Here is an 18,624-nt window from a genome sequence, read left to right as displayed (position 1 = left end):
CCTATGCGCTATATCTCTACCCGTGGCTCCGCGCCCGTTCTGTCCTTCGAAGAGGCGATGCTGACCGGCCTTGCCCGTGACGGCGGCCTCTACGTCCCCGAAACGATCCCGACGCTGAGCGCGGAACAAATCAGCGCCATGCAGGGCCAGAGCTACGAAGAGGTCGCATTTACGGTTATGCGCCCCTTCATCGGCGACACTTTCACGGACGAAGAATTCCGCGCCATCATCGCCCGCGCCTATGAGGGCTTTGGCCACACCGCCCGCGCGCCCATGGTGCAACTCGCCCCGAACCACTTCCTGCTTGAGCTGTTCCACGGGCCGACACTGGCGTTCAAAGACTTCGCCATGCAGCTTATCGGCCAGATGTTCCAAGCCGCCTTGGGCCGCAAGGGCGAGCGGGTGACCATCGTGGGCGCCACCTCGGGTGACACCGGCTCCGCCGCGATCGAAGCCTTCAAGGGGCTCGACAATGTCGACGTCTTCATCCTCTACCCCCATGGCCGCGTGTCTGACGTGCAGCGCCGCCAGATGACCACGCCTGCGGAATCCAACGTGCACGCGCTGGCCATCGACGGAGATTTCGACGATTGCCAAGCCCGCCTTAAAGACATGTTCAACGATTTCGACTTCCGCGATTCGGTGCGTCTGGCAGGCGTGAACTCGATCAACTGGGGCCGGGTGCTGGCGCAGGTGGTCTATTACTTCACCGCCGCTACGAGCCTTGGCGCGCCCCTGCGTGAGGTCAGCTTCACCGTGCCTACCGGCAACTTCGGCGACATTTTCGCGGGCTATATCGCCAAGCGGATGGGCCTGCCCATCGCCGATCTCGTCGTCGCCACCAACCAGAACGACATCCTGCACCGCTGTTTGTCGGGTCAGGGCTACCACAAAGGCGGCGTGACCCCGTCGATCAGCCCCTCGATGGACATTCAGGTCTCCTCGAACTTCGAACGCGCCCTCTTTGATGCCTATGATCGCGACGCCGGTGCAGTGGCGCAGTTGATGGACGAATTGGGGAAGGGCGGTTTCGACGTCTCTCAAGGGGCGATGCAGGCGCTGCAAGACATCTACCGCTCGGGCCGCGTCTCCGAAGAGGAAACCACCGCCACCATCGCTGACCGTCGCCGCACCACGGGTGAGCTGCTCTGCCCGCATTCCGCCGTGGGCGTGAAAGTCGCAGACGATCTGCGCGATGCCGCGACGCCGATGGTCACGCTGGCCACCGCCCATCCGGCAAAATTCCCCGACGCGGTCGAAGCCGCAACCGGCATCCGCCCCGCCTTGCCGCCCCGCATGGCGGACCTTTTCGATCGGGAGGAACGTTTCACCCGGCTGCCCAACGACCTCGACGCGCTCAAAGCGCATATCAAAGGAAACCTCTCCGCGTGAGCCTTCAACAGACCACATTGCCCAACGGCTTTCGCATCGTCACCGAACATATGGAGGGGCTCGCCTCCTCCGCCATCGGCGTCTGGGTCAACGCAGGCGCGCGCCACGAGACCCCGCAGCAAAATGGCATCGCGCATTTCCTCGAACATATGGCGTTCAAAGGCACCGCGACCCGTTCTTCGCTGCAAATCGCCGAGGCGATTGAGGATGTGGGCGGCTATATCAACGCCTATACCTCGCGCGAAGTGACGGCCTATTATGCCCGCGTGTTGGAAAATGACGTGGCGCTCGGCCTCGACGTGATCGCCGACATCCTGCGCAACCCGGTGCTGGACCCTTCGGAAGTCGAAGTCGAACGCGGCGTGATCCTGCAAGAGATCGGCCAAGCGCTCGACACGCCCGACGATGTGATTTTCGACTGGCTGCAAGAGCAGGCCTACCCGGATCAGCCCATCGGTCGCACGATCCTTGGGCCGAGCGAGCGGGTCTCGGCCTTCTCGCGCGACGACTTGCAACGTTTCATCGCCGATCACTACGGGCCAGAGCAGATGATCCTTTCGGCTGCCGGTGCGGTGGACCATGACAGAATCGTCAAACTCGCCGAAAGCCTCTTTGGCGACATGCCCGCCAAGACGCTCTACCAGATCGACAGCGCCCGTTTCGGGGGCGGCGAATATCGACAGGTCAAACAGCTAGAACAGGCCCATTTCGCCCTCGGCTTTGAAAGCCCCGGGTACCGCTCCGACGACATCTACATCGCCCAGATCTACGCCTCGGCCCTGGGCGGCGGCATGTCCTCCCGCCTGTTCCAAGAGATTCGTGAGAATCGCGGCCTTTGCTATACGATCTTCGCCCAAGCTGGCGCCTATGCCGACACGGGCATGACCACAATCTACGCCGGCACCAGCGCCGAGCAACTGCCCGAACTGGCCAATATCACCATCGACGAGATGAAGCGCGCGGCCTCTGACATGTCGCCTGCCGAAGTCGCCCGCGCCCGTGCGCAGATGAAGGCCGGGCTGCTCATGGGGCTGGAAAGCCCCTCCAACCGTGCCGAACGTCTGGCCCGGCTGATCCAGATCTGGGACCGCGTGCCGCCGCTGGAAGAAACCGTCGCCCAGATCGACGCGGTGACCACCGGCGACGTGCGCGACTTCGCCGAACGCATGGCCACGCAAGCCCCGGCGGCTCTCGCGCTCTACGGTCCGGTCGACGCCGCCCCGACGCTGGACGACCTTCACAACCGACGCGCCGCCTGATGCTGGGGCGACGCAAACTGCGGATTGAAACGGAACGGCTGACCCTGCGCCCGCCGATCCACGCCGATTTCCGCGCCTGGGCGGCCCTGCGCCGCGCCAGCAACGACTACCTGCGCCCGTGGGAGCCGACATGGGCCGAGGATCACCTCACCCGCAAGGCTTTCACCAACCGCGTCTACTGGGCGCAGCGCTCGGTCTCCTCGGGCAATGCCATGCCGCTCTTCCTGATCCGGCGCAGCGATCAAAACCTTGTCGGTGCGATCACCCTCGACAACATCCGCCGGGGGCCGGCCCAATCCGGCACCTTGGGCTATTGGACGGGCGAACCCTTTGCCCGCCAAGGCTACATGCGCGAGGCGATCGAAGCGACGGTGCATCAGGCCTTCACCCGCCTCGACCTGTCGCGCATCGAGGCCGCCTGCCTGCCGGAAAATCAAGCCTCCCGCGGCCTGCTTGAAAAGGCGGGCTTCAAATACGAGGGTGTCGCGCAGAGCTATCTGCAAATCGATGGCCGCTGGCGGACCCATGTGCTCTACGCCTCCCTGCGCAAAGACCGGCGCGGCCGCACGGGCGTAGGCTAAGCCGCAGCCCGAAACCTTTCGCTGACAACAAAAACATCCGCTGATAACACAAGCATCGCCGGGGCATGATCGCCCCGCCTCATGCCCCGCATTCTCCCAGCCGTTCCGGTGCTTTGCCCTTGCATCCGCGCGCCCCGCGCAGGATCAAAGGCCCATGACATTGAACCCCGCCGACACCGCCGCCTTCATCGACACCCTGCGCGCGCAACTGCCAGTCGATGTGCTGCGTGATCCCGAGCAGCGCTACCTTGAAGAACCCCGCGGCCGCTACGCGGGGCAGGGGGGCGTCTTGGCCCTGCCGCGCAGCACCGAAGAGGTCGCCATCCTGATCCGCGCCGCCCATGCCGCCCGCGTGCCGGTCGTGCCCTATGGCGGCGGCACCGGGCTTGTTGGCGGCCAGATCAGCAGCGATGGCCCGGCACCTCTCATCCTCTCCCTCGAGCGCATGAACCGCATCCGGGCCGTCCTGCCCGAAGAAAATGTGCTGGTCGCCGAAGCAGGCACGATCCTCGCCGATGTCCAAACCGCCGCCGAAGAGGCAAACCGCGTCTTCCCCCTGTCCCTCGCCGCCGAGGGCACCGCGCGCATCGGCGGCACGCTTTCAACCAACGCAGGCGGCACCGGCGTGCTGCGCTACGGCAACGCCCGCGACCTCTGCCTCGGCCTCGAAGCCGTCCTGCCTGACGGCCAAATCTGGCACGGGCTGACCCGCCTGCGCAAAAACAACACCGGCTACGATCTGCGCAACCTGCTGATCGGCGCGGAAGGCACCCTCGGCGTGATCACCGCCGCGGCCCTCAAGCTCTACGCGCGCCCCGCCCGCAGCGGCACCGCACTCATGGTGGTCGAGAGCCCCGCCGCCGCATTGGCGCTCCTCTCTCTCGCGCGCGACCACTTGGGCGAAATGATCAGCGCTTTCGAATTGATGCACCGAAGAGGTTTCGATTTCCTTAACGAAACCCTGCCCAACATCCGCCAACCCTTCGCCAAAACCCCGCAATGGTGCGTCCTGATCGACATCGGCACCCCCGGAGAGATTGATACCGACGCCGCCCTAGAGGCCCTCTTCGCCGCTGCCCTCGACGCGGGCCTCGTCTCCGACGGCCTCATCGCCCAGAACGCCCAACAGGCCCAAGACTTCTGGACCATCCGCGAAACCATCCCCGAGGCCAACCGCCTGATCGGCTCGGTCTCCAGCCATGACATCTCGGTGCCCCTCGGCGCGATCCCCGAATTCATCACCCGCGCGACCGATGCGCTCTCGGCCCTCGGCGACTTTCGCATCAACTGTTTCGGCCATGTCGGGGACGGCAACCTGCACTACAACGTCTTCCCCGCAAAGGGCAAAAGCCGCGCCGATTACGAAGATAAGCGCGACGTCGTGAAACGCCTGGTGCACGACCTCGTCCACGACCTTGGCGGCTCATTCAGCGCGGAACATGGCGTGGGCCGCATCAAGGTCGACGACCTCGAACGCTACGGCGACCCCGCCAAACTCACCGCCATGCGCGCCATCAAAACGGCGCTCGACCCTCAAGGCATCATGAACCCCGGCGCCGTCCTAAGGGCTTAAAGCCCGTCGAAAGCGCAGAGCGCATGCACCTCTTTGCCAAGCGCTTCCAACCGCTTGCGCCCGCCCAACTCGGGCAGATCAATGATAAAGGCGCAGGAAACGATCTCGCCGCCCAAACGCTCAATCAGTTTGATCCCGGCCTCCGCCGTGCCGCCGGTGGCCAAAAGATCATCCACAACCAGAACCTTCTCGCCCGGTTTGATCGCATCATCATGCAGCTCGACAATGGCCTCGCCATATTCAAGCTGATAGTCCTGACTGATCACCGTGCCGGGCAGCTTGCCCTTTTTGCGGATCGGCACGAAACCCACGCTCAGCTGATGCGCAATCGCCCCGCCAAGAATGAAGCCGCGCGCCTCCAGCCCCACGACCTTATCAATCGCAATTCCCGCATAGGGGTGCAGCATCTGGTCGATCGCCATGCGAAACCCGCGCGGATCGGCAAAAAGCGTTGTCACGTCACGAAACATGATCCCCTCATGGGGGAAATCTACGATCGTGCGAATATAGTCCTGAACCTGTTTCATGCCGCCCTTCCGCGTGTTTGACCGGACCCGTCTTAGCGCAACGCGCCGCCCGGGCGAACCCCCGATCTGCGCGCACCGCACAACATCTAAAAAGGGGCGCCACCCCCCTCCCTTCATCCTTTCTTAAATACCTTCCGCACGCAGCCAAGCAAAGCCGCCGCCTGCGGTCAAAGCATCCGCCCCGCCACCGCATCCAACTTGGCCAGCAATTCCGGATCCCGCGCATCCGGCTGGGTCAGGATCGCAAATTCCAGCGCCCGGTCACAGCCGTGCGGGCAGGGCGCGCGCTCGGCCCCCAGAAGCGCGGGCAGGCGCGAGACCATGGCGCGGCCCTTGTCGGCGTTGCCCATCAGCGTGGCGATGATCTGCGTCACATCCACCTCGCCGTGGTCCGGGTGCCAGCTGTCGTAATCGGTGATCATCGCGACACTGGCATAGCAAAGCTCCGCCTCGCGGGCGAGTTTCGCCTCGGGCATATTGGTCATGCCGATCACATCCGCCCCCCAGCTGTCGCGGTACATCTTGGATTCCGCGAGCGTCGAGAATTGCGGCCCCTCCATCGCCAGATAGGTGCCGCCGCGGTGGACGTTGATGCCCGCGTCTCGTGCTGCGGTCTCGCAGGCGTCCCCCAGTCGCGGACAGGTGGGATGGGCGACCGAGACATGGGCCACGCAGCCGGGGCCGAAGAAGCTCTTTTCGCGCGCCATGGTGCGGTCGATGAATTGGTCGACGATCACGAAGTCGCCCGGGGCCATCTCCTCGCGGAACGACCCGCAGGCTGAGACGCTGATCACATCCGTGCAGCCCAGCCGTTTAAGCGCATCGATATTCGCGCGGTAAGGGACGGAGGTCGGCGTATGCACATGCCCGCGGCCATGGCGCGGCAGAAAGACCATGGCGACCCCATCCAGCGTGCCGGTCAGCACTTGGTCCGAGGGCGCGCCCCATGGCGTCTCCACGGTGACCCAATCGGCATCCTGAAGCCCGTCGATGTCGTAAATGCCGGAGCCGCCGATCACGGCGATTTTCGTATCTGTCATGAGGGGTAAGCCTGTGCCTTGGTTGGTTGCGGGTAAGGGTCAAAGAACCTCATAGAATGCCACGGGGTTCAAGTGTTTTTGCCGAGAGGCAAGACACGACTGCGTCAGGGGAGGGGGGGGCGAAAGTGTTTCTGCATTGCAGCAACTTCCGTGACCAAGTAGCCAAGACACTTTTCTTTGGGGCGAAATTCCTCTAGGTGCAGCCAAAAGCGCCCCGCATCCGCGGTCAGGGCGCTATACCCGTTTTCCGAAAGTCAAAGGACGCCCCTATGCGCGCCACGCTGCACAATTTCGCCAAGAACCTCGATGTGACCGATCTGCGTTGGATGCCGGATGACGGTTTCTCCATCGGTCGGCTGCGGATCGAACTGCTGTCGGGGCTGACCGTGGCGCTGGCGCTGGTGCCCGAGGCGGTGGCCTTCGCCTTCGTCGCCGGGGTGCACCCGCTGGTCGGGCTCTATGCCGCCTTTCTCGTCGGTCTCATCACCGCGCTGATCGGTGGGCGGCCCGGGATGATCTCGGGCGCGACCGGCGCGCTTGCCGTGGTCATGGTGGCGCTGGTGGCGCAGCACGGGGTCGAATACCTCTTTGCCACCGTCGTGTTGATGGGGCTGTTGCAAATTTTCGCGGGCGTCATGCAATGGGGCAAGTTCATCCGGCTGGTGCCGCATCCGGTGATGCTGGGCTTTGTCAACGGTCTGGCGATCGTGATTTTCCTCGCCCAGATGAGCCAGTTCAAAGTGCCCGGCACCATGGTCGACACCGGTCATGGCGTGGGCGGTGGTGAATGGCTTTCGGGCCAGCCGCTCTACCTCATGCTGGCGCTGGTGGCGGCGACCATGGCGATCATCTGGATCACCCCGCGCATCACCAAGGTCATCCCCGCGCCGCTTGCGGGCATCGGCGTGATTGCCGCCGTGGTGATCGGTTTCGGCCTCGACGTGCCGCGGGTGGGTGACTTGGCGTCGATCCAAGGTGGCCTGCCGAGCTTGCATATCCCCATGGTGCCACTGACTTGGGAGACCTTTGAGATCATCCTGCCTTATGCCGTCATCCTCGCGGCCATCGGTCTGATCGAAAGTCTGCTGACCCTGAACCTCGTCGGGGATCTCACCGGCAAGCGCGGCGGCGCGAGCCAAGAATGTATCGCCCAAGGTGTGGCCAATACGGTCACCGGTTTCTTTGGCGGCATGGGCGGCTGTGCGATGATCGGCCAGTCGATGATCAACGTGAAATCCGGCGGTCGCACCCGTGTCGCGGGGATCGCCGCGGCGGTGTTCTTGCTGCTCTTCATTCTCGTCGGCTCCTCGGTGATCGAGCTTATCCCGCTGGCCGCTCTTGTCGGTGTGATGTTCATGGTGGTGATCGGCACCTTCGCGTGGAACTCGCTCACCATCCTGCGCAAAGTGCCGCTGATGGATGCTTTCGTCATCATTCTGGTGACCGTGGTGACCGTGATGGCAGACCTCGCCGTGGCGGTTGTCGTCGGCGTGATCGTCTCGGCGCTGGCCTATGCGTGGAACAACGCCCGCCGCATCCACGCGACCACGCGGGAATCGGTGACCGAGAAAGGCGCCAAGGTCTATGAGATTCACGGGCCGCTGTTCTTCGGCTCTTCCGACGGCTTTGCCGAGCTTTTCGACGTGGAGAACGACCCCGAGGTGGTGATCGTCGATTTCGCCGACAGCCGGGTGGTGGACCAATCCGCGCTTCAGGCGATTGAAGCGATGGCCGCGAAATACGAGGCCGCGGGCAAACGTCTGCAACTGCGCCACCTCAGCCGGGATTGTCACCGGCTGCTGAACAAGGCGGGGCATTTGATGGTCGATAGCGATGACGACCCTGATTACGAATTGGCGGTTGATTACGATGTGCGCACCGGGGTTCTGGGCGGGCACTGAATGGAAAACCCGGCGCCGAAAGGTGCCGGGTTTTTTGTTTCTGGTCGAGTTTGCCACCGGCCCGGAATCAAGCCGCAGGCGCCGGGCCATCGCCTGCCCGCCCGTCACGCCAAAGGCGTGCCGTATTATTCTGAGCGCACCTCCGGTGCGACCGGGTAGGCGATTTGGTGAGGCTGGGCGCAACCTTGCGAGCACACATCACAGCTGAAACATAAAGTGGCAGTTGGCGTCGTCAGATCGCCGACCCGCGGGCAGGCGATGCCCCTCGCATCTCGACTGCGGTCCTCAACCCTCAATCATCAGGCCGCTTCAACTCGAACACATCCCGCACCACTGTGTAATCGCGGTACCCCAAACGCGACAGCGGCTGGAACCTGGTCACGTCGAACCGCCCGTCAACCACGCAATCGTCGCGCATGTGCACGCCCACGACCTCACCGAAAACCGCGAAATTCGCCTCGCCCGGCAATTGCACGATTTGGGTCAGCTTGCACTCAAGACTGGCGGGCGCATTCGCCACCCGCGCGCAGGCGATCTGTTCGCACTCGGCCTTGTCGATCCCGGCGCGGGCGAATTCATCCTCGCCATGGGGCAGCATGGTGGAACTCACGTTCATCACGTCGCGCGCCGCATATTCCACCACGTTCACGCAGAACACCCCGGTCTCCCGGATGTTGGCCACGGAATCCTTGGTGCCGTCCACGTCTTCCTTGGCGCTGGTCGAGGCGAACATCACCTGCGGCGGCATATAGGCGACGGCATTGAAAAAGGAATAGGGCGCGAGGTTGTCGCGGCCCGCGCCATCACGGGTAGAGATCCAGCCGATTGGGCGGGGGCTGATGATGGCGTTGAACGGGTTATGCGGCAGACCATGGCCGTCTTCGGGACGATAGAACATGTACACTCCTTGATGGTTTGCACCCATGGCTAGCCTCATGCTACGTCCAGCGCCACCCGCAATTGCTCCCGAAAGCCTCCGGCCTTGCATCAGACGCCTTACAAGATGACCCCGGAGGTGCCCACCGACCATTGGGAGGTCGAAGCGCTCTATGACACCTGTTTCGCGCCGGGGCGCGAGGCGCTGTCGTCTTACCGTCTGCGCGATGGCGTGCCGCCGGTGGCGGGGCTGAACCATGTGGCCCGTGACAGCGGCGGAATTCTGGCCGGGGCGATCCGCTATTGGCCGGTGCGCATCGGCGCGGCGAAGGCGCTTTTGCTGGGGCCGGTGGCGGTACACCCGACAAGGCAGGGCGAAGGGCTGGGCGCGGGGCTGATCGAGACCTCGCTTGCGCAGGCGGCCCCGCTGGGCTGGGAACGGGTGATGCTGGTGGGCGACGCGCCCTATTACAATCGCTTCGGCTTTGCACTGTTGCAGGGTGTCGAGATGCCGCCGCCCACGAACCCCGCGCGCATCTTGGGCCGCGCCCTGGCTGAGGGGGCTTGGGCCGGGGTGACGGGCAAGGTTCGCCGCTGGCACGATTGATTTTACCCGGCTCGCGACCCACATTGAGCCTAAGCTCAAAGAGGGACGCCCATGCAGATCGAAAGCAACCTGCCCAGCACCATTGATGTCGATGCCCGGCTGGATGAGATCGCCCGCCGTTACAAACAGGCGGGTGGCGTGGGCATCCATGTGCTCAACCTCATCGGCGGCAGCGCGGATGGGTTGATCGACCGTTTGCCAGGGGCGGTGCGCCGCAACCTCGAAGGGGCGACGATGAAGGCACTTGGCCATGCCATGCAGGCCGCCCATTCCAGCCGCAGCTATGTGAAAGACCAACAGGGTTGGCTGAACCAAGCGGTCTCGACCGCGATGGGCGCCGCAGGCGGGGCCGGGGGGCTGCCGACCGCCTTGGCCGAACTGCCGGTGACCACCACGCTGCTGTTGCGGGTCATCCAAGGGGTGGCGGCGGAACATGGGTTCGATCCATCGGCGGAGAATGTGCAATTCGACTGCGTGCATGTCTTTACCGCCGCCGGGCCGCTGGCGGATGACGATAGCGCCGATCTGGGGTTTCTTACCGTGCGCATGGCGCTCACGGGCCGCGCGATGAATGCGGTGATCGCCCGGGTGGCGCCGCGTCTGGCGCTGGTGCTGGGACAAAAGCTTGCCGCGCAGGCGGTGCCGGTGCTGGGCGCAGTGGCTGGGGCTGCGACGAACTATGCCTATACCAGCTATTACCAAGACATGGCCCATGTGCATTTCGGCCTGCGCAAACTGGCGATAGAGGCGGATATCCCGCAAGAGGAACTGGTCGCCCGCCTACGCAAGAAAATGGGCAGCACGCCGCCCAAACTGTGATCAGCGCCCGATGCTGCCCGGGGCCACGGTGGTGGCCTTGAGGATGGCATAGCAGCCCATGCCCGCGCGCAGATCAAGGTCGCGGACCGCCCGCGCCGTCACCCGCGCCAAAAGCCGGTCTCCGCCTGCGTCGAGCGCAATGGCCGCACCGGGGCCGTCGCCGGGATGCACGGCCTCGACCCGCACGGGCAGGATGTTGACCGAAGACAGCCCCTCGGGCCGCGCGCGCGACAGGATCACATCCTGCGCCAAGACCCGCAGCCGCACCCGCGCGCCCACCGGCGCTTGCACGCCGGGAAGCTCCAACTGCCCCGCCCGCACGGCGAGGGTCGAGAGCCCATCCTCGGCATGGGCGATAACATCGGCCTCCAACACCGCGCCCGCTTCGCGCACGCCGAGCAGCGGCACGGCGGCGGGATCGGCCATCACGTCGAACAGCGCGCCCTGGGCCTTCAGCCGCCCGTTTTGCAGCAGCACCAAGCGATCGGCGAGGCGGGCGATCTCGTCCACCGCATGGCTGACGTAGAGGATTGGCAGGTCCAACCCCCCGTCGCGCAGCCGTTCGAGATAGGGCAGGATCTCTTGCTTGCGCGGACCGTCGAGGCTGGCCAGCGGCTCATCCATCAGCAACATGCGCGGATGGCACAGCAGGGCGCGACCAAGGGCGACGCGCTGTTTCTCCCCGCCTGAAAGCGTTGCCGGGGCACGGCTGAGCAGTGGTTCAAGTCCCAGAAGCGCCACCACATCTGCAAAACCCGAACCTTGGCTGCCGCGCGGGGCATAGCGCGCGCCGAAGGTTAGGTTCCTCCGCACGTCCAGATGCGGGAAAAGCCGCGCGTCTTGAAAGACATAGCCCAGCCTGCGGCGATGCGGCGGCACCCAGATGCCACGCTGCGTATCCAAAAGCACCTCACCGTCCAGCACCACGCGCCCGACATCGGGGCGCAGCAATCCGGCAAGCGCATTGATCACCGTCGTCTTGCCCGCGCCGGAGCGGCCAAAGAGCGCGGTGATCCCGCCTTGGGTGGTGAAAGAAAGGTCCAGATCGAAGCCGTCGAACCCATGGCGCAGCGTGACCTCAAGCATCAGCGCGCCCCCGAAATGCGTTTCGCGACCCGCCGGGCCAAGGCTTCGGAGAGCAGCACGGCAGCCAGCGCCACCAGCCCGGCCAGCCCGGCCATGGCCAGCGCACGATTCTCACCGCCCGGCACCTGCAGGGCCGTCCAGATCGCGCTCGGCAGGGTTTGGGTCTGGCCGGGGATATTGGCGACAAAGGTGATCGTGGCGCCGAATTCGCCCATCGCCTTGGCAAAGCCCATCACTGCCCCGGCGAGGATGCCGGGAAAGATCAGCGGCAGGGTGACGCGGCAAAATACGCTGAGGCGCGGCGCGCCGAGGGTGGCGGCGGCGTCTTCGATCCGGGGGTCGACCGCCTCGATCGCCAGCCGCATGGCGCGGACCATCAGCGGGAACCCCATGATCAGCGCGGCCAGCACCGCGCCCGTCCAATGAAAGGCAAGACCGATGCCGAGGCTCTCTAACAGGCGGCCCAAAGGGGCGTTGCGGCCAAAGCCGAGCAGCAGCAGATAGCCCGTCACCACTGGCGGCAGCACCAGTGGCAGATGGACCAGCGCGCTCACCACGCCTTTGCCGCGAAACTCCTTCCGGGCGAGGATCCACGCCACCCAAAGCGCCAGCGGGAGGGAGCAGAGCATCGCCACGCTGGCCACCCGCAGCGACAGCAACAGCGCGGCCCAAGCGGCGGCGTCAAGAACCATGATCGGCCCGAAGGAACCCGTGGTCCACAAAGATCGCCTGCGCCGTCTCGGTGCTCAGGAAATCGACCAGCGTCTTGCCCTCGGGCGTCAATGCGGCGGCGGGATAGGTGATCGGGGCATGGGCCTCGGCGGGCACTTCATAGACGGTTTGCACCTCCGGCTCGGCCTGCGCGTCACTGGCGTAGACCAAGCCAAGCGGCGCATCGCCCCGCGCGACCAGCGCCAGTGCGGCACGGACATTGTCGGTCTCGGCCAAACGGCTTTGCAGCCGCTGCCAAAGCCCGGAATGGGTCAACCAGGCGCGGGCATAGCTGCCTGCGGGAACGGCATCGCGTTGCCCCATGGCGAGCCGCCCTTCGGGGCCGAGCCGGGCTGGCAGGTCGGCGGGATCGGCAAGTGGTACGCTGCCAGCGGGGGCAATCAGCACGAGGCGGTTGCGGGCGATGATCTGCGCATTCCCGGCCCCCTCAACGCCTTCGTCCGCGAGCCATGTCATCCAGTCGCTATTGGCAAGCAAGACCACATCGGCGGGCGCCCCGGAGGCGACCTGCCGCGCCATCGTGCCTGAGCCGCCATAAGACAGCACCACCGGCGCGGGGAAATCCGCCGTGACCTCCTCCAAGGCGCCGCGCAGGCTGGCGGCGGCAAAGACCGTCACGGGTGCCTCAGCCCGAAGGGGCAGGGCAAGGCTGCAAAGCACTGTCAGAAGAGCGGAAAATCTTATCATTTTGGTAGTATCTTTGATGCGATGAAAGGGGGCAAGGGGATATGGCCAGACGGGGATCGCCGCGCTAGGGTCAAAGGGAAACAACCTGCCAAGGGGCGCAGCTGCAACGGATGGTGAAACAGGCTCCGATATCCTTGAACGGCGGACAGAAGGATGAGCTGCGCATTCAATTCGCGGCGCTTTGCTGGCGTCGTAAACGGGGCAAGTTGCAGATCCTGCTGATCACCTCGCGCGGGAGCAAACGTTGGATCATTCCCAAGGGTTGGCCGATGGAGGGCAAGACCCCCGCCGCCTCGGCCTTGGTCGAGGCTTGGGAGGAAGGCGGCGTCGTGGGGCAGGCGCGGGGGCAATGTCTGGGCGTCTATAGCTATGCCAAAACCGGCGCGGATGGGACCTTGCCCTGTCTGGCGATGCTCTACCCGGTAAAGGTCAAGGCGCTGGCCAAACACTTCCCCGAGGAGGGACAGCGCAAGCGGATGTGGTGTTCGCGCCGCAAGGCCGCCCGGCTGGTGGAGGCCCCCGATCTGGCGCGGCTGATCCGAGATTTCGATCCGCGCAGCGGTGGTTTGGCAGGCTGACAGCGCGGCGTTTCGATGCGCGCCGCGCCCGCGCTTGTCTTGACCTCTTTCGCGCCGCAGCCCATTTAAAGCAGAGAGTTTGAGGACCGGGCGAATGATCCGTTATGCACTGAAATGCGAGGCCGGGCATGGTTTCGAAAGTTGGTTTCAATCTGCGGCAGCCTTTGACAGCCTCGCCCGTGCGGGCCATCTGAGCTGTGCGGTCTGCGGGTCGACGGAGGTGAGCAAATCGCTGATGGCCCCGCGGGTCACCTCGGGCGGCAGCGCTCCGGCTGCGCCGGAAGCGGCAGAAAAACCGCAACCCGCCGAGACACCCGCCCCGGCCCTGTCCAATCCGGCAAGTGATGTGGAAAAGGCACTGACGGCCCTGCGCAAAAAGGTCGAATCCACCTCCGATTACGTCGGCAAGAATTTCGTGCGCGAGGCGCGGGACATGCACGCAGGGCGCACCCCTGAGCGCCCGATCTATGGCGAGGCGCGGCTGGATCAGGCGCGGGAATTGGTGGCCGAGGGCGTGCCCCTGATGCCGCTCCCGTTCAAACCCAAACGCCAACTTTCCTAAAGGCCCGTTTTCATAAAGGATCGCCCATGACCATCGTTATCACAGGCGCCAGCCGCGGCATCGGCGCGGCGCTGGCCCGCCAGTATGAAGACGCGGGCGAAGAGGTGATCGGCACCGCACGCGGCGCAGGCGCGCAGGCCGTGCTGGACGTGACCGACCCGGCAAGCCACGCGTCCTTCGCCGCAAGCCTGCAAGACCGCCCGCTGGACCTGCTGATCTGCAATGCGGGTGTGTATCTCGACAAGGGCGATGACTTGGATACCGGCTTTGGCCCCGACCTCTGGGCGCAGAGCTTTGCGACCAATGTGACCGGGGTTTTCCTCACGGTGCAATCCCTGCTGCCCAACCTGCGTGCGGCGCAGGGGGCGAAAATCGCGATCATCGCCTCGCAGATGGGCTCCCAGACGCGCGCGCCGGGGGGCAGCTATATCTACCGCGCCTCCAAAGCGGCTGCGATCAATCTGGGGCGCAATCTGGCGGTTGACCTGAAGCCCGAGGGGATCGCGGTGGGCATGTACCACCCCGGCTGGGTGCGCACCGATATGGGCGGCGATCAGGGCGAAATCAGCGTTGAGGATTCGGCGCAGGGCCTCGCCGGGCGGATCGCCGCGCTGGACATCGCCCAGACGGGTTGTTTCGAAACATGGGATGGCCGGGCGCATCCGTTCTAGGCGGCGCTACATAACGTCATGTTAAATAGGCTTGCCCTTGCCGTGCCGTGGGCTTAGACCGCGCTGGACTGTTGCGCGGGGGACAATATGCCTGTTCTGGTTATGAAATTCGGTGGGACTTCGGTTGCCACTTTGGACCGTATCCGCCGCGCGGCAAAGCGCGTCGGCGTTGAGGTGGCCAAGGGCTATGACGTGATCGTCATCGTATCCGCCATGTCGGGTGAGACGAACAAGCTGGTGGGCTTCGTCAATGAGACCTCGCCGCTCTATGATGCGCGCGAATATGACGCCATCGTGTCGAGCGGGGAGAATGTCACCGCCGGGCTGATGGCGCTCACTTTGCAGGAAATGGACGTGCCCGCGCGCTCGTGGCAGGGCTGGCAGGTGCCGGTGCGCACCACCGACGCCCATTCCGCCGCGCGGATCGAAGAGATCCCCACCGACAACATCACCGCCAAATTCGGCGAAGGCATGAAGGTGGCCGTGGTCGCAGGCTTTCAGGGCATCAGCCCGCAGGGCCGGATCACCACGCTGGGCCGGGGCGGATCGGACACGACCGCCGTCGCCTTTGCCGCCGCCTTTGGCGCGGAGCGTTGCGATATCTATACCGACGTCGATGGTGTCTACACCACCGACCCGCGGGTCGAATCCAAGGCCCGCAAACTTGACAAGATCTCCTTTGAAGAGATGCTAGAACTGGCTTCTCTCGGGGCGAAGGTTTTGCAGACCCGTTCGGTCGAACTGGCGATGCGCTACAAGGTTAAACTGCGGGTGCTGAGCAGTTTCGAAGAACAATCTGACGACGCCGGGACGCTCGTCTGCGATGAGGAGGAAATCATGGAAAGCAATGTGGTGGCCGGGGTCGCGTTTTCCCGTGATGAGGCAAAGATGACCTTGGTGTCCGTGGCGGACCGCCCCGGCATCGCCGCGACGATCTTTACCGCGCTCAGCGAGGGCGGCGTGAACGTCGATATGATCGTTCAGAACATTTCCGAAGAGGGGCGCACCGATATGACGTGGTCCTGCCCCGTCGATCAGGTGATCCGCGCTGAAAAGGCCATGGAAAAGGCCCATGAAGAGGGGATCATCAACTATCAGGAATTGATCGCCGACAAGGCCGTGGCCAAAGTCTCTGTCGTGGGGATCGGCATGCGCAGCCACACTGGCGTGGCCGCCAAGATGTTCAAGGTGCTCTCGGACGAGGGGATCAACATCAAGGTGATCACTACCTCCGAGATCAAGATCAGCGTGTTGATCGACCGCAAGTATATGGAATTGGCCGTGCAAGCCCTGCACGACGCTTTCGAGCTCGATAAAGCGGCCTAAACACCTGCGATGACACGGGTTTTACGCAAGGTGACCCCTTGCGTAAATCTGCAGCATCCCGCCGATATACTGGCTGAGGATGTAGGGTATGGCGCGAATAGCATTTCTATCCTTGCGCGAGTGCGCTAAACCCTGCTCCAGAGGGACAGGGACCGGATCATATGGCCGAACGGGTTGAGACAGAAAGCCGCAAGCTGCTGGGGCGGCTGCGTGATGCGATGGCCAGCGATGTGGCGGGCCAAGCGCGGCTGGACAAGATCACCCAGTTGATCGCCAATTCCATGGGCTGCGAAGTTTGCTCGATCTATCTGTTCCGCGACGAAGACACGCTTGAGCTTTGCGCCACCGAAGGGCTGAACGAAGCGGCGGTGCATGAAACGCGCATGAAACTGGGCGAAGGTCTGGTCGGTCGGGTCGCCAAGAGGCGCACGGTCATCAACACGCCCGATGCGCCCCAAGCCGCCGGTTTCCGCTTCATGCCCGAGACGGGGGAGGAGATTTATTCCTCCTTCCTTGGGGTGCCGGTGCAACGTCTGGGTGAGACGCTGGGCGTGTTGGTGGTGCAGTCCAAAGTCGCGCGGGAGTTCTCCGCTGATGAGGTCTATGCGCTTGAGGTCGTCGCGATGGTGCTGGCCGAAATGGCCGAGCTTGGCGCCTTTGTCGGCGAGGGGGCTGCGATGTCGGCCCGGCATAGCCAGCCGGTGCTGCTGCGCGGCACCGTAGGGCAGGAGGGCGTGGCCGAGGGGCACGTCTGGCTGCATGAGCCGCGGGTGGTGGTCTCCAACCCCATTGCCGATGACCCTGAACGCGAGACGGAGCGGCTGACCGAAGCGGTTGAGCAATTGCGGCTCAGCGTTGACCAATTGTTAAGCCTTACCGCCGACAAAGAGCAGCAGAAGGTGCTCGAAGCCTACCGCATGTTCGCCAATTCCAAAGGCTGGATGCGGCGCATGGTGGAGGATATTCAAAGCGGGCTGAGTGCTGAGGCCGCGGTCGAGAAAGAGCAATCTATGGCCCGCGCCCGTCTGGGGCAGGTCAATGATGCCTACCTGCGCGAGCGGTTGTCGGATCTGGATGATCTGTCGAACCGCTTGCTGCGCAATTTGACGGGGCAGGGCAGCGATACCGGGGCCGAGATGCCGGTCGATCCGATCCTCGTGGCGCGCAACATCGGCCCGGCGGAACTGCTGGATTACGGGCGGTCGCTGCGCGGCATCGTGCTGGAGGGCGGCTCGGTCGGCTCGCACGCCGCTGTTGTCGCGCGAGCACTGGCGATTCCGCTGATCGTCCATGCCAGCCGCGTGACCAATGACGCGCTGAACGGTGATCACATCATGGTCGATGGTGAGCAGGGCGTGGTGCATCTGCGCCCGGACGATACCGTGGCCACGGCCTTTCGCGACAAGATCGCGATGCAGGCGGCGGCGCAGGAACGCTATGCCTCGATCCGCGACAAACCGGCTGAGACGAAATGCGGGCGGATCATCAGCCTACAGATGAACGCAGGTCTGATGGCCGATCTGCCCTCGCTCGAAGGGTCGGGGGCCGAAGGGGTCGGGCTCTTCCGCACCGAATTGCAGTTTCTGGTGCGCAACCAGATGCCCCGCCGGACCGAGCTTGCCGCGCTTTATGCCCGCGTGCTCGATGCCGCCCATGGCCGCCGCGTGGTCTTTCGTACGCTCGACATCGGGTCGGACAAGGTGCTGCCCTATATGAAGCCCCATGATGAGCCGAACCCGGCCCTCGGCTGGCGCGCGATCCGGGTGGGGCTGGATAAGCCCGGTGTCATGCGGATGCAGTTGCAGGCCCTGATCCGCGCCGCCGCGGGCCGCCCGCTGGCGGTGATGTTCCCCTTTATCGCCCAGTTCGAGGAGTTCCGCGCCGCACGGGCCGAGGTCGACAAGGCGATGGAGCGAGAGCGTATTCTGGGCCATGTCCTGCCTGAAAAGCTGGAGGTCGGCGCTATGCTAGAGACCCCCAGCCTCGCCTTTGCCCCAAAGAAATTCTTTGAGGAGGTCGAGTTCCTGTCGATCGGGGGCAATGATCTCAAGCAGTTCTTTTTCGCCGCCGACCGTGAGAACGAGCGTGTGCGGCGGCGCTATGACACGCTGAACGTCTCTTTCCTGACCTTCCTTGAGGGCATCGTAGAACGCTGCGCCGAAACAGATACTGCGCTGTCTTTTTGCGGGGAGGATGCGGGCCGCCCGGTCGAGGCGCTGTGTTTCGCGGCCATCGGGCTCAAGACCCTGTCGATGCGCCCGGCCTCCATCGGGCCGGTCAAAAGCCTGCTGCGGCGTTGCAATCTCGACGACGTGCGCGCGGTCATCCATGCCGCACGAGAGCAGGGCGAGATGTCGGTCAGGGGCGCGGTGATGGACTACGTCCGCCAGCAGCACCAGCATTGAGC

Annotated in this window: 18 protein-coding genes; 12 read left to right on the top strand and 6 right to left on the bottom strand. The window is 64.3% G+C overall.

Annotation, left to right across the window (positions count from 1 at the left end):
• Nucleotides 1-3 precede the first annotated feature (3 nt).
• The 4 genes from thrC (at nt 4) to ACGYK2_RS06690 (ending at nt 4,805) form a co-directional block, all read left to right on the top strand.
• Complete coding sequence (gene thrC / locus ACGYK2_RS06705) at nt 4-1,392, top strand: threonine synthase (protein WP_271688016.1); 1,389 nt, start codon at nt 4-6, stop codon at nt 1,390-1,392.
• Nucleotides 1,389-2,651 carry a pitrilysin family protein gene (locus ACGYK2_RS06700; protein ID WP_271688014.1) on the top strand — a complete coding sequence of 421 codons (1,263 nt, stop codon included), beginning with the start codon at nt 1,389-1,391 and terminating at the stop codon, nt 2,649-2,651. The genes thrC and ACGYK2_RS06700 overlap by 4 nt, the downstream gene beginning before the upstream one ends.
• On the top strand, nt 2,648-3,232 hold the full coding sequence (locus tag ACGYK2_RS06695; protein ID WP_271689988.1) for a GNAT family N-acetyltransferase: 585 nt from the start codon (nt 2,648-2,650) through the stop codon (nt 3,230-3,232). Before ACGYK2_RS06700 ends, ACGYK2_RS06695 begins: the two co-directional genes overlap by 4 nt.
• Nucleotides 3,233-3,386: 154 nt before the next feature.
• Nucleotides 3,387-4,805: an FAD-binding oxidoreductase gene (locus ACGYK2_RS06690; protein ID WP_271688013.1), complete on the top strand. Its 1,419-nt coding sequence runs from the start codon at nt 3,387-3,389 to the stop codon at nt 4,803-4,805.
• Here ACGYK2_RS06690 and ACGYK2_RS06685 read toward each other — a convergent pair.
• Together ACGYK2_RS06685 and ACGYK2_RS06680 are read right to left on the bottom strand one after the other, a co-directional pair.
• The gene (locus tag ACGYK2_RS06685) at nt 4,802-5,332 is read right to left on the bottom strand and encodes an adenine phosphoribosyltransferase (protein ID WP_067267801.1); all 531 of its coding nucleotides are present in this window, start codon (nt 5,330-5,332) and stop codon (nt 4,802-4,804) included. The two genes, ACGYK2_RS06690 and ACGYK2_RS06685, sit on opposite strands and share 4 nt — an antisense overlap.
• Before the next feature lie 167 nt (nt 5,333-5,499).
• Nucleotides 5,500-6,372: an S-methyl-5'-thioadenosine phosphorylase gene (locus ACGYK2_RS06680; RefSeq protein ID WP_271688012.1), complete on the bottom strand. Its 873-nt coding sequence runs from the start codon at nt 6,370-6,372 to the stop codon at nt 5,500-5,502.
• A gap of 269 nt (nt 6,373-6,641) precedes the next feature.
• Here ACGYK2_RS06680 and ACGYK2_RS06675 point away from each other — a divergent pair, with 269 nt between their 5' ends.
• Nucleotides 6,642-8,273, top strand: a complete 1,632-nt coding sequence (locus ACGYK2_RS06675) for a SulP family inorganic anion transporter (RefSeq protein WP_271688011.1) — start codon at nt 6,642-6,644, stop codon at nt 8,271-8,273.
• A 292-nt stretch (nt 8,274-8,565) separates the two neighbouring features.
• Here ACGYK2_RS06675 and ACGYK2_RS06670 read toward each other — a convergent pair whose 3' ends face one another.
• On the bottom strand, nt 8,566-9,171 hold the full coding sequence (locus tag ACGYK2_RS06670) for a flavin reductase family protein (RefSeq protein ID WP_271688009.1): 606 nt from the start codon (nt 9,169-9,171) through the stop codon (nt 8,566-8,568).
• A 105-nt stretch (nt 9,172-9,276) separates the two neighbouring features.
• On the opposite strand from ACGYK2_RS06670, the gene ACGYK2_RS06665 reads away from it, so the two are divergent.
• Together ACGYK2_RS06665 and ACGYK2_RS06660 are read left to right on the top strand one after the other, a co-directional pair.
• Nucleotides 9,277-9,756 (top strand): GNAT family N-acetyltransferase, encoded by a 480-nt coding sequence (locus ACGYK2_RS06665; RefSeq protein ID WP_271689987.1) that lies wholly within the window; start codon nt 9,277-9,279, stop codon nt 9,754-9,756.
• 51 nt (nt 9,757-9,807) lie between these two features.
• Nucleotides 9,808-10,575 carry an EcsC family protein gene (locus ACGYK2_RS06660; protein ID WP_209219102.1) on the top strand — a complete coding sequence of 256 codons (768 nt, stop codon included), beginning with the start codon at nt 9,808-9,810 and terminating at the stop codon, nt 10,573-10,575.
• Here ACGYK2_RS06660 and modC read toward each other — a convergent pair whose 3' ends face one another.
• From modC to modA, 3 genes are read right to left on the bottom strand one after another with little or no spacing between them, the layout of a single operon-like run.
• Nucleotides 10,576-11,661, bottom strand: coding sequence for a molybdenum ABC transporter ATP-binding protein (gene modC, locus ACGYK2_RS06655; RefSeq protein WP_394374265.1), 1,086 nt, complete (start codon nt 11,659-11,661; stop codon nt 10,576-10,578).
• Nucleotides 11,661-12,353: a molybdate ABC transporter permease subunit gene (modB, locus tag ACGYK2_RS06650; protein ID WP_271688008.1), complete on the bottom strand. Its 693-nt coding sequence runs from the start codon at nt 12,351-12,353 to the stop codon at nt 11,661-11,663. Before modB ends, modC begins: the two co-directional genes overlap by 1 nt.
• Nucleotides 12,343-13,080: a molybdate ABC transporter substrate-binding protein gene (gene modA / locus ACGYK2_RS06645; protein WP_271688006.1), complete on the bottom strand. Its 738-nt coding sequence runs from the start codon at nt 13,078-13,080 to the stop codon at nt 12,343-12,345. The genes modB and modA overlap by 11 nt, the downstream gene beginning before the upstream one ends.
• Nucleotides 13,081-13,190: 110 nt before the next feature.
• Between modA and ACGYK2_RS06640 the strand changes: the two genes are divergently transcribed.
• The 5 genes from ACGYK2_RS06640 (at nt 13,191) to ptsP (ending at nt 18,622) form a co-directional block, all read left to right on the top strand.
• Entirely contained in the window at nt 13,191-13,658 is a 468-nt protein-coding gene (locus ACGYK2_RS06640; RefSeq protein ID WP_271688005.1) for an NUDIX hydrolase, read from the top strand.
• Between the two features lie 94 nt (nt 13,659-13,752).
• Nucleotides 13,753-14,220, top strand: coding sequence for a DUF1178 family protein (locus tag ACGYK2_RS06635; protein WP_271688003.1), 468 nt, complete (start codon nt 13,753-13,755; stop codon nt 14,218-14,220).
• A gap of 26 nt (nt 14,221-14,246) precedes the next feature.
• The gene (locus ACGYK2_RS06630) at nt 14,247-14,891 is read left to right on the top strand and encodes an SDR family oxidoreductase (RefSeq protein WP_271688001.1); all 645 of its coding nucleotides are present in this window, start codon (nt 14,247-14,249) and stop codon (nt 14,889-14,891) included.
• A gap of 87 nt (nt 14,892-14,978) precedes the next feature.
• On the top strand, nt 14,979-16,217 hold the full coding sequence (locus tag ACGYK2_RS06625; protein ID WP_209219097.1) for an aspartate kinase: 1,239 nt from the start codon (nt 14,979-14,981) through the stop codon (nt 16,215-16,217).
• 161 nt (nt 16,218-16,378) lie between these two features.
• Entirely contained in the window at nt 16,379-18,622 is a 2,244-nt protein-coding gene (gene ptsP / locus ACGYK2_RS06620; protein ID WP_067263814.1) for a phosphoenolpyruvate--protein phosphotransferase, read from the top strand.
• Nucleotides 18,623-18,624 lie beyond the last annotated feature (2 nt).

Origin of the sequence: Sulfitobacter sp. 1A10359, assembly GCF_043558145.1 — a bacterium.
GTDB lineage: Bacteria > Pseudomonadota > Alphaproteobacteria > Rhodobacterales > Rhodobacteraceae > Sulfitobacter > Sulfitobacter faviae.
The sequence above is the reverse complement of the archived record's forward strand: the minus strand, read 5'-3'. Positions and strand labels throughout refer to the sequence as shown.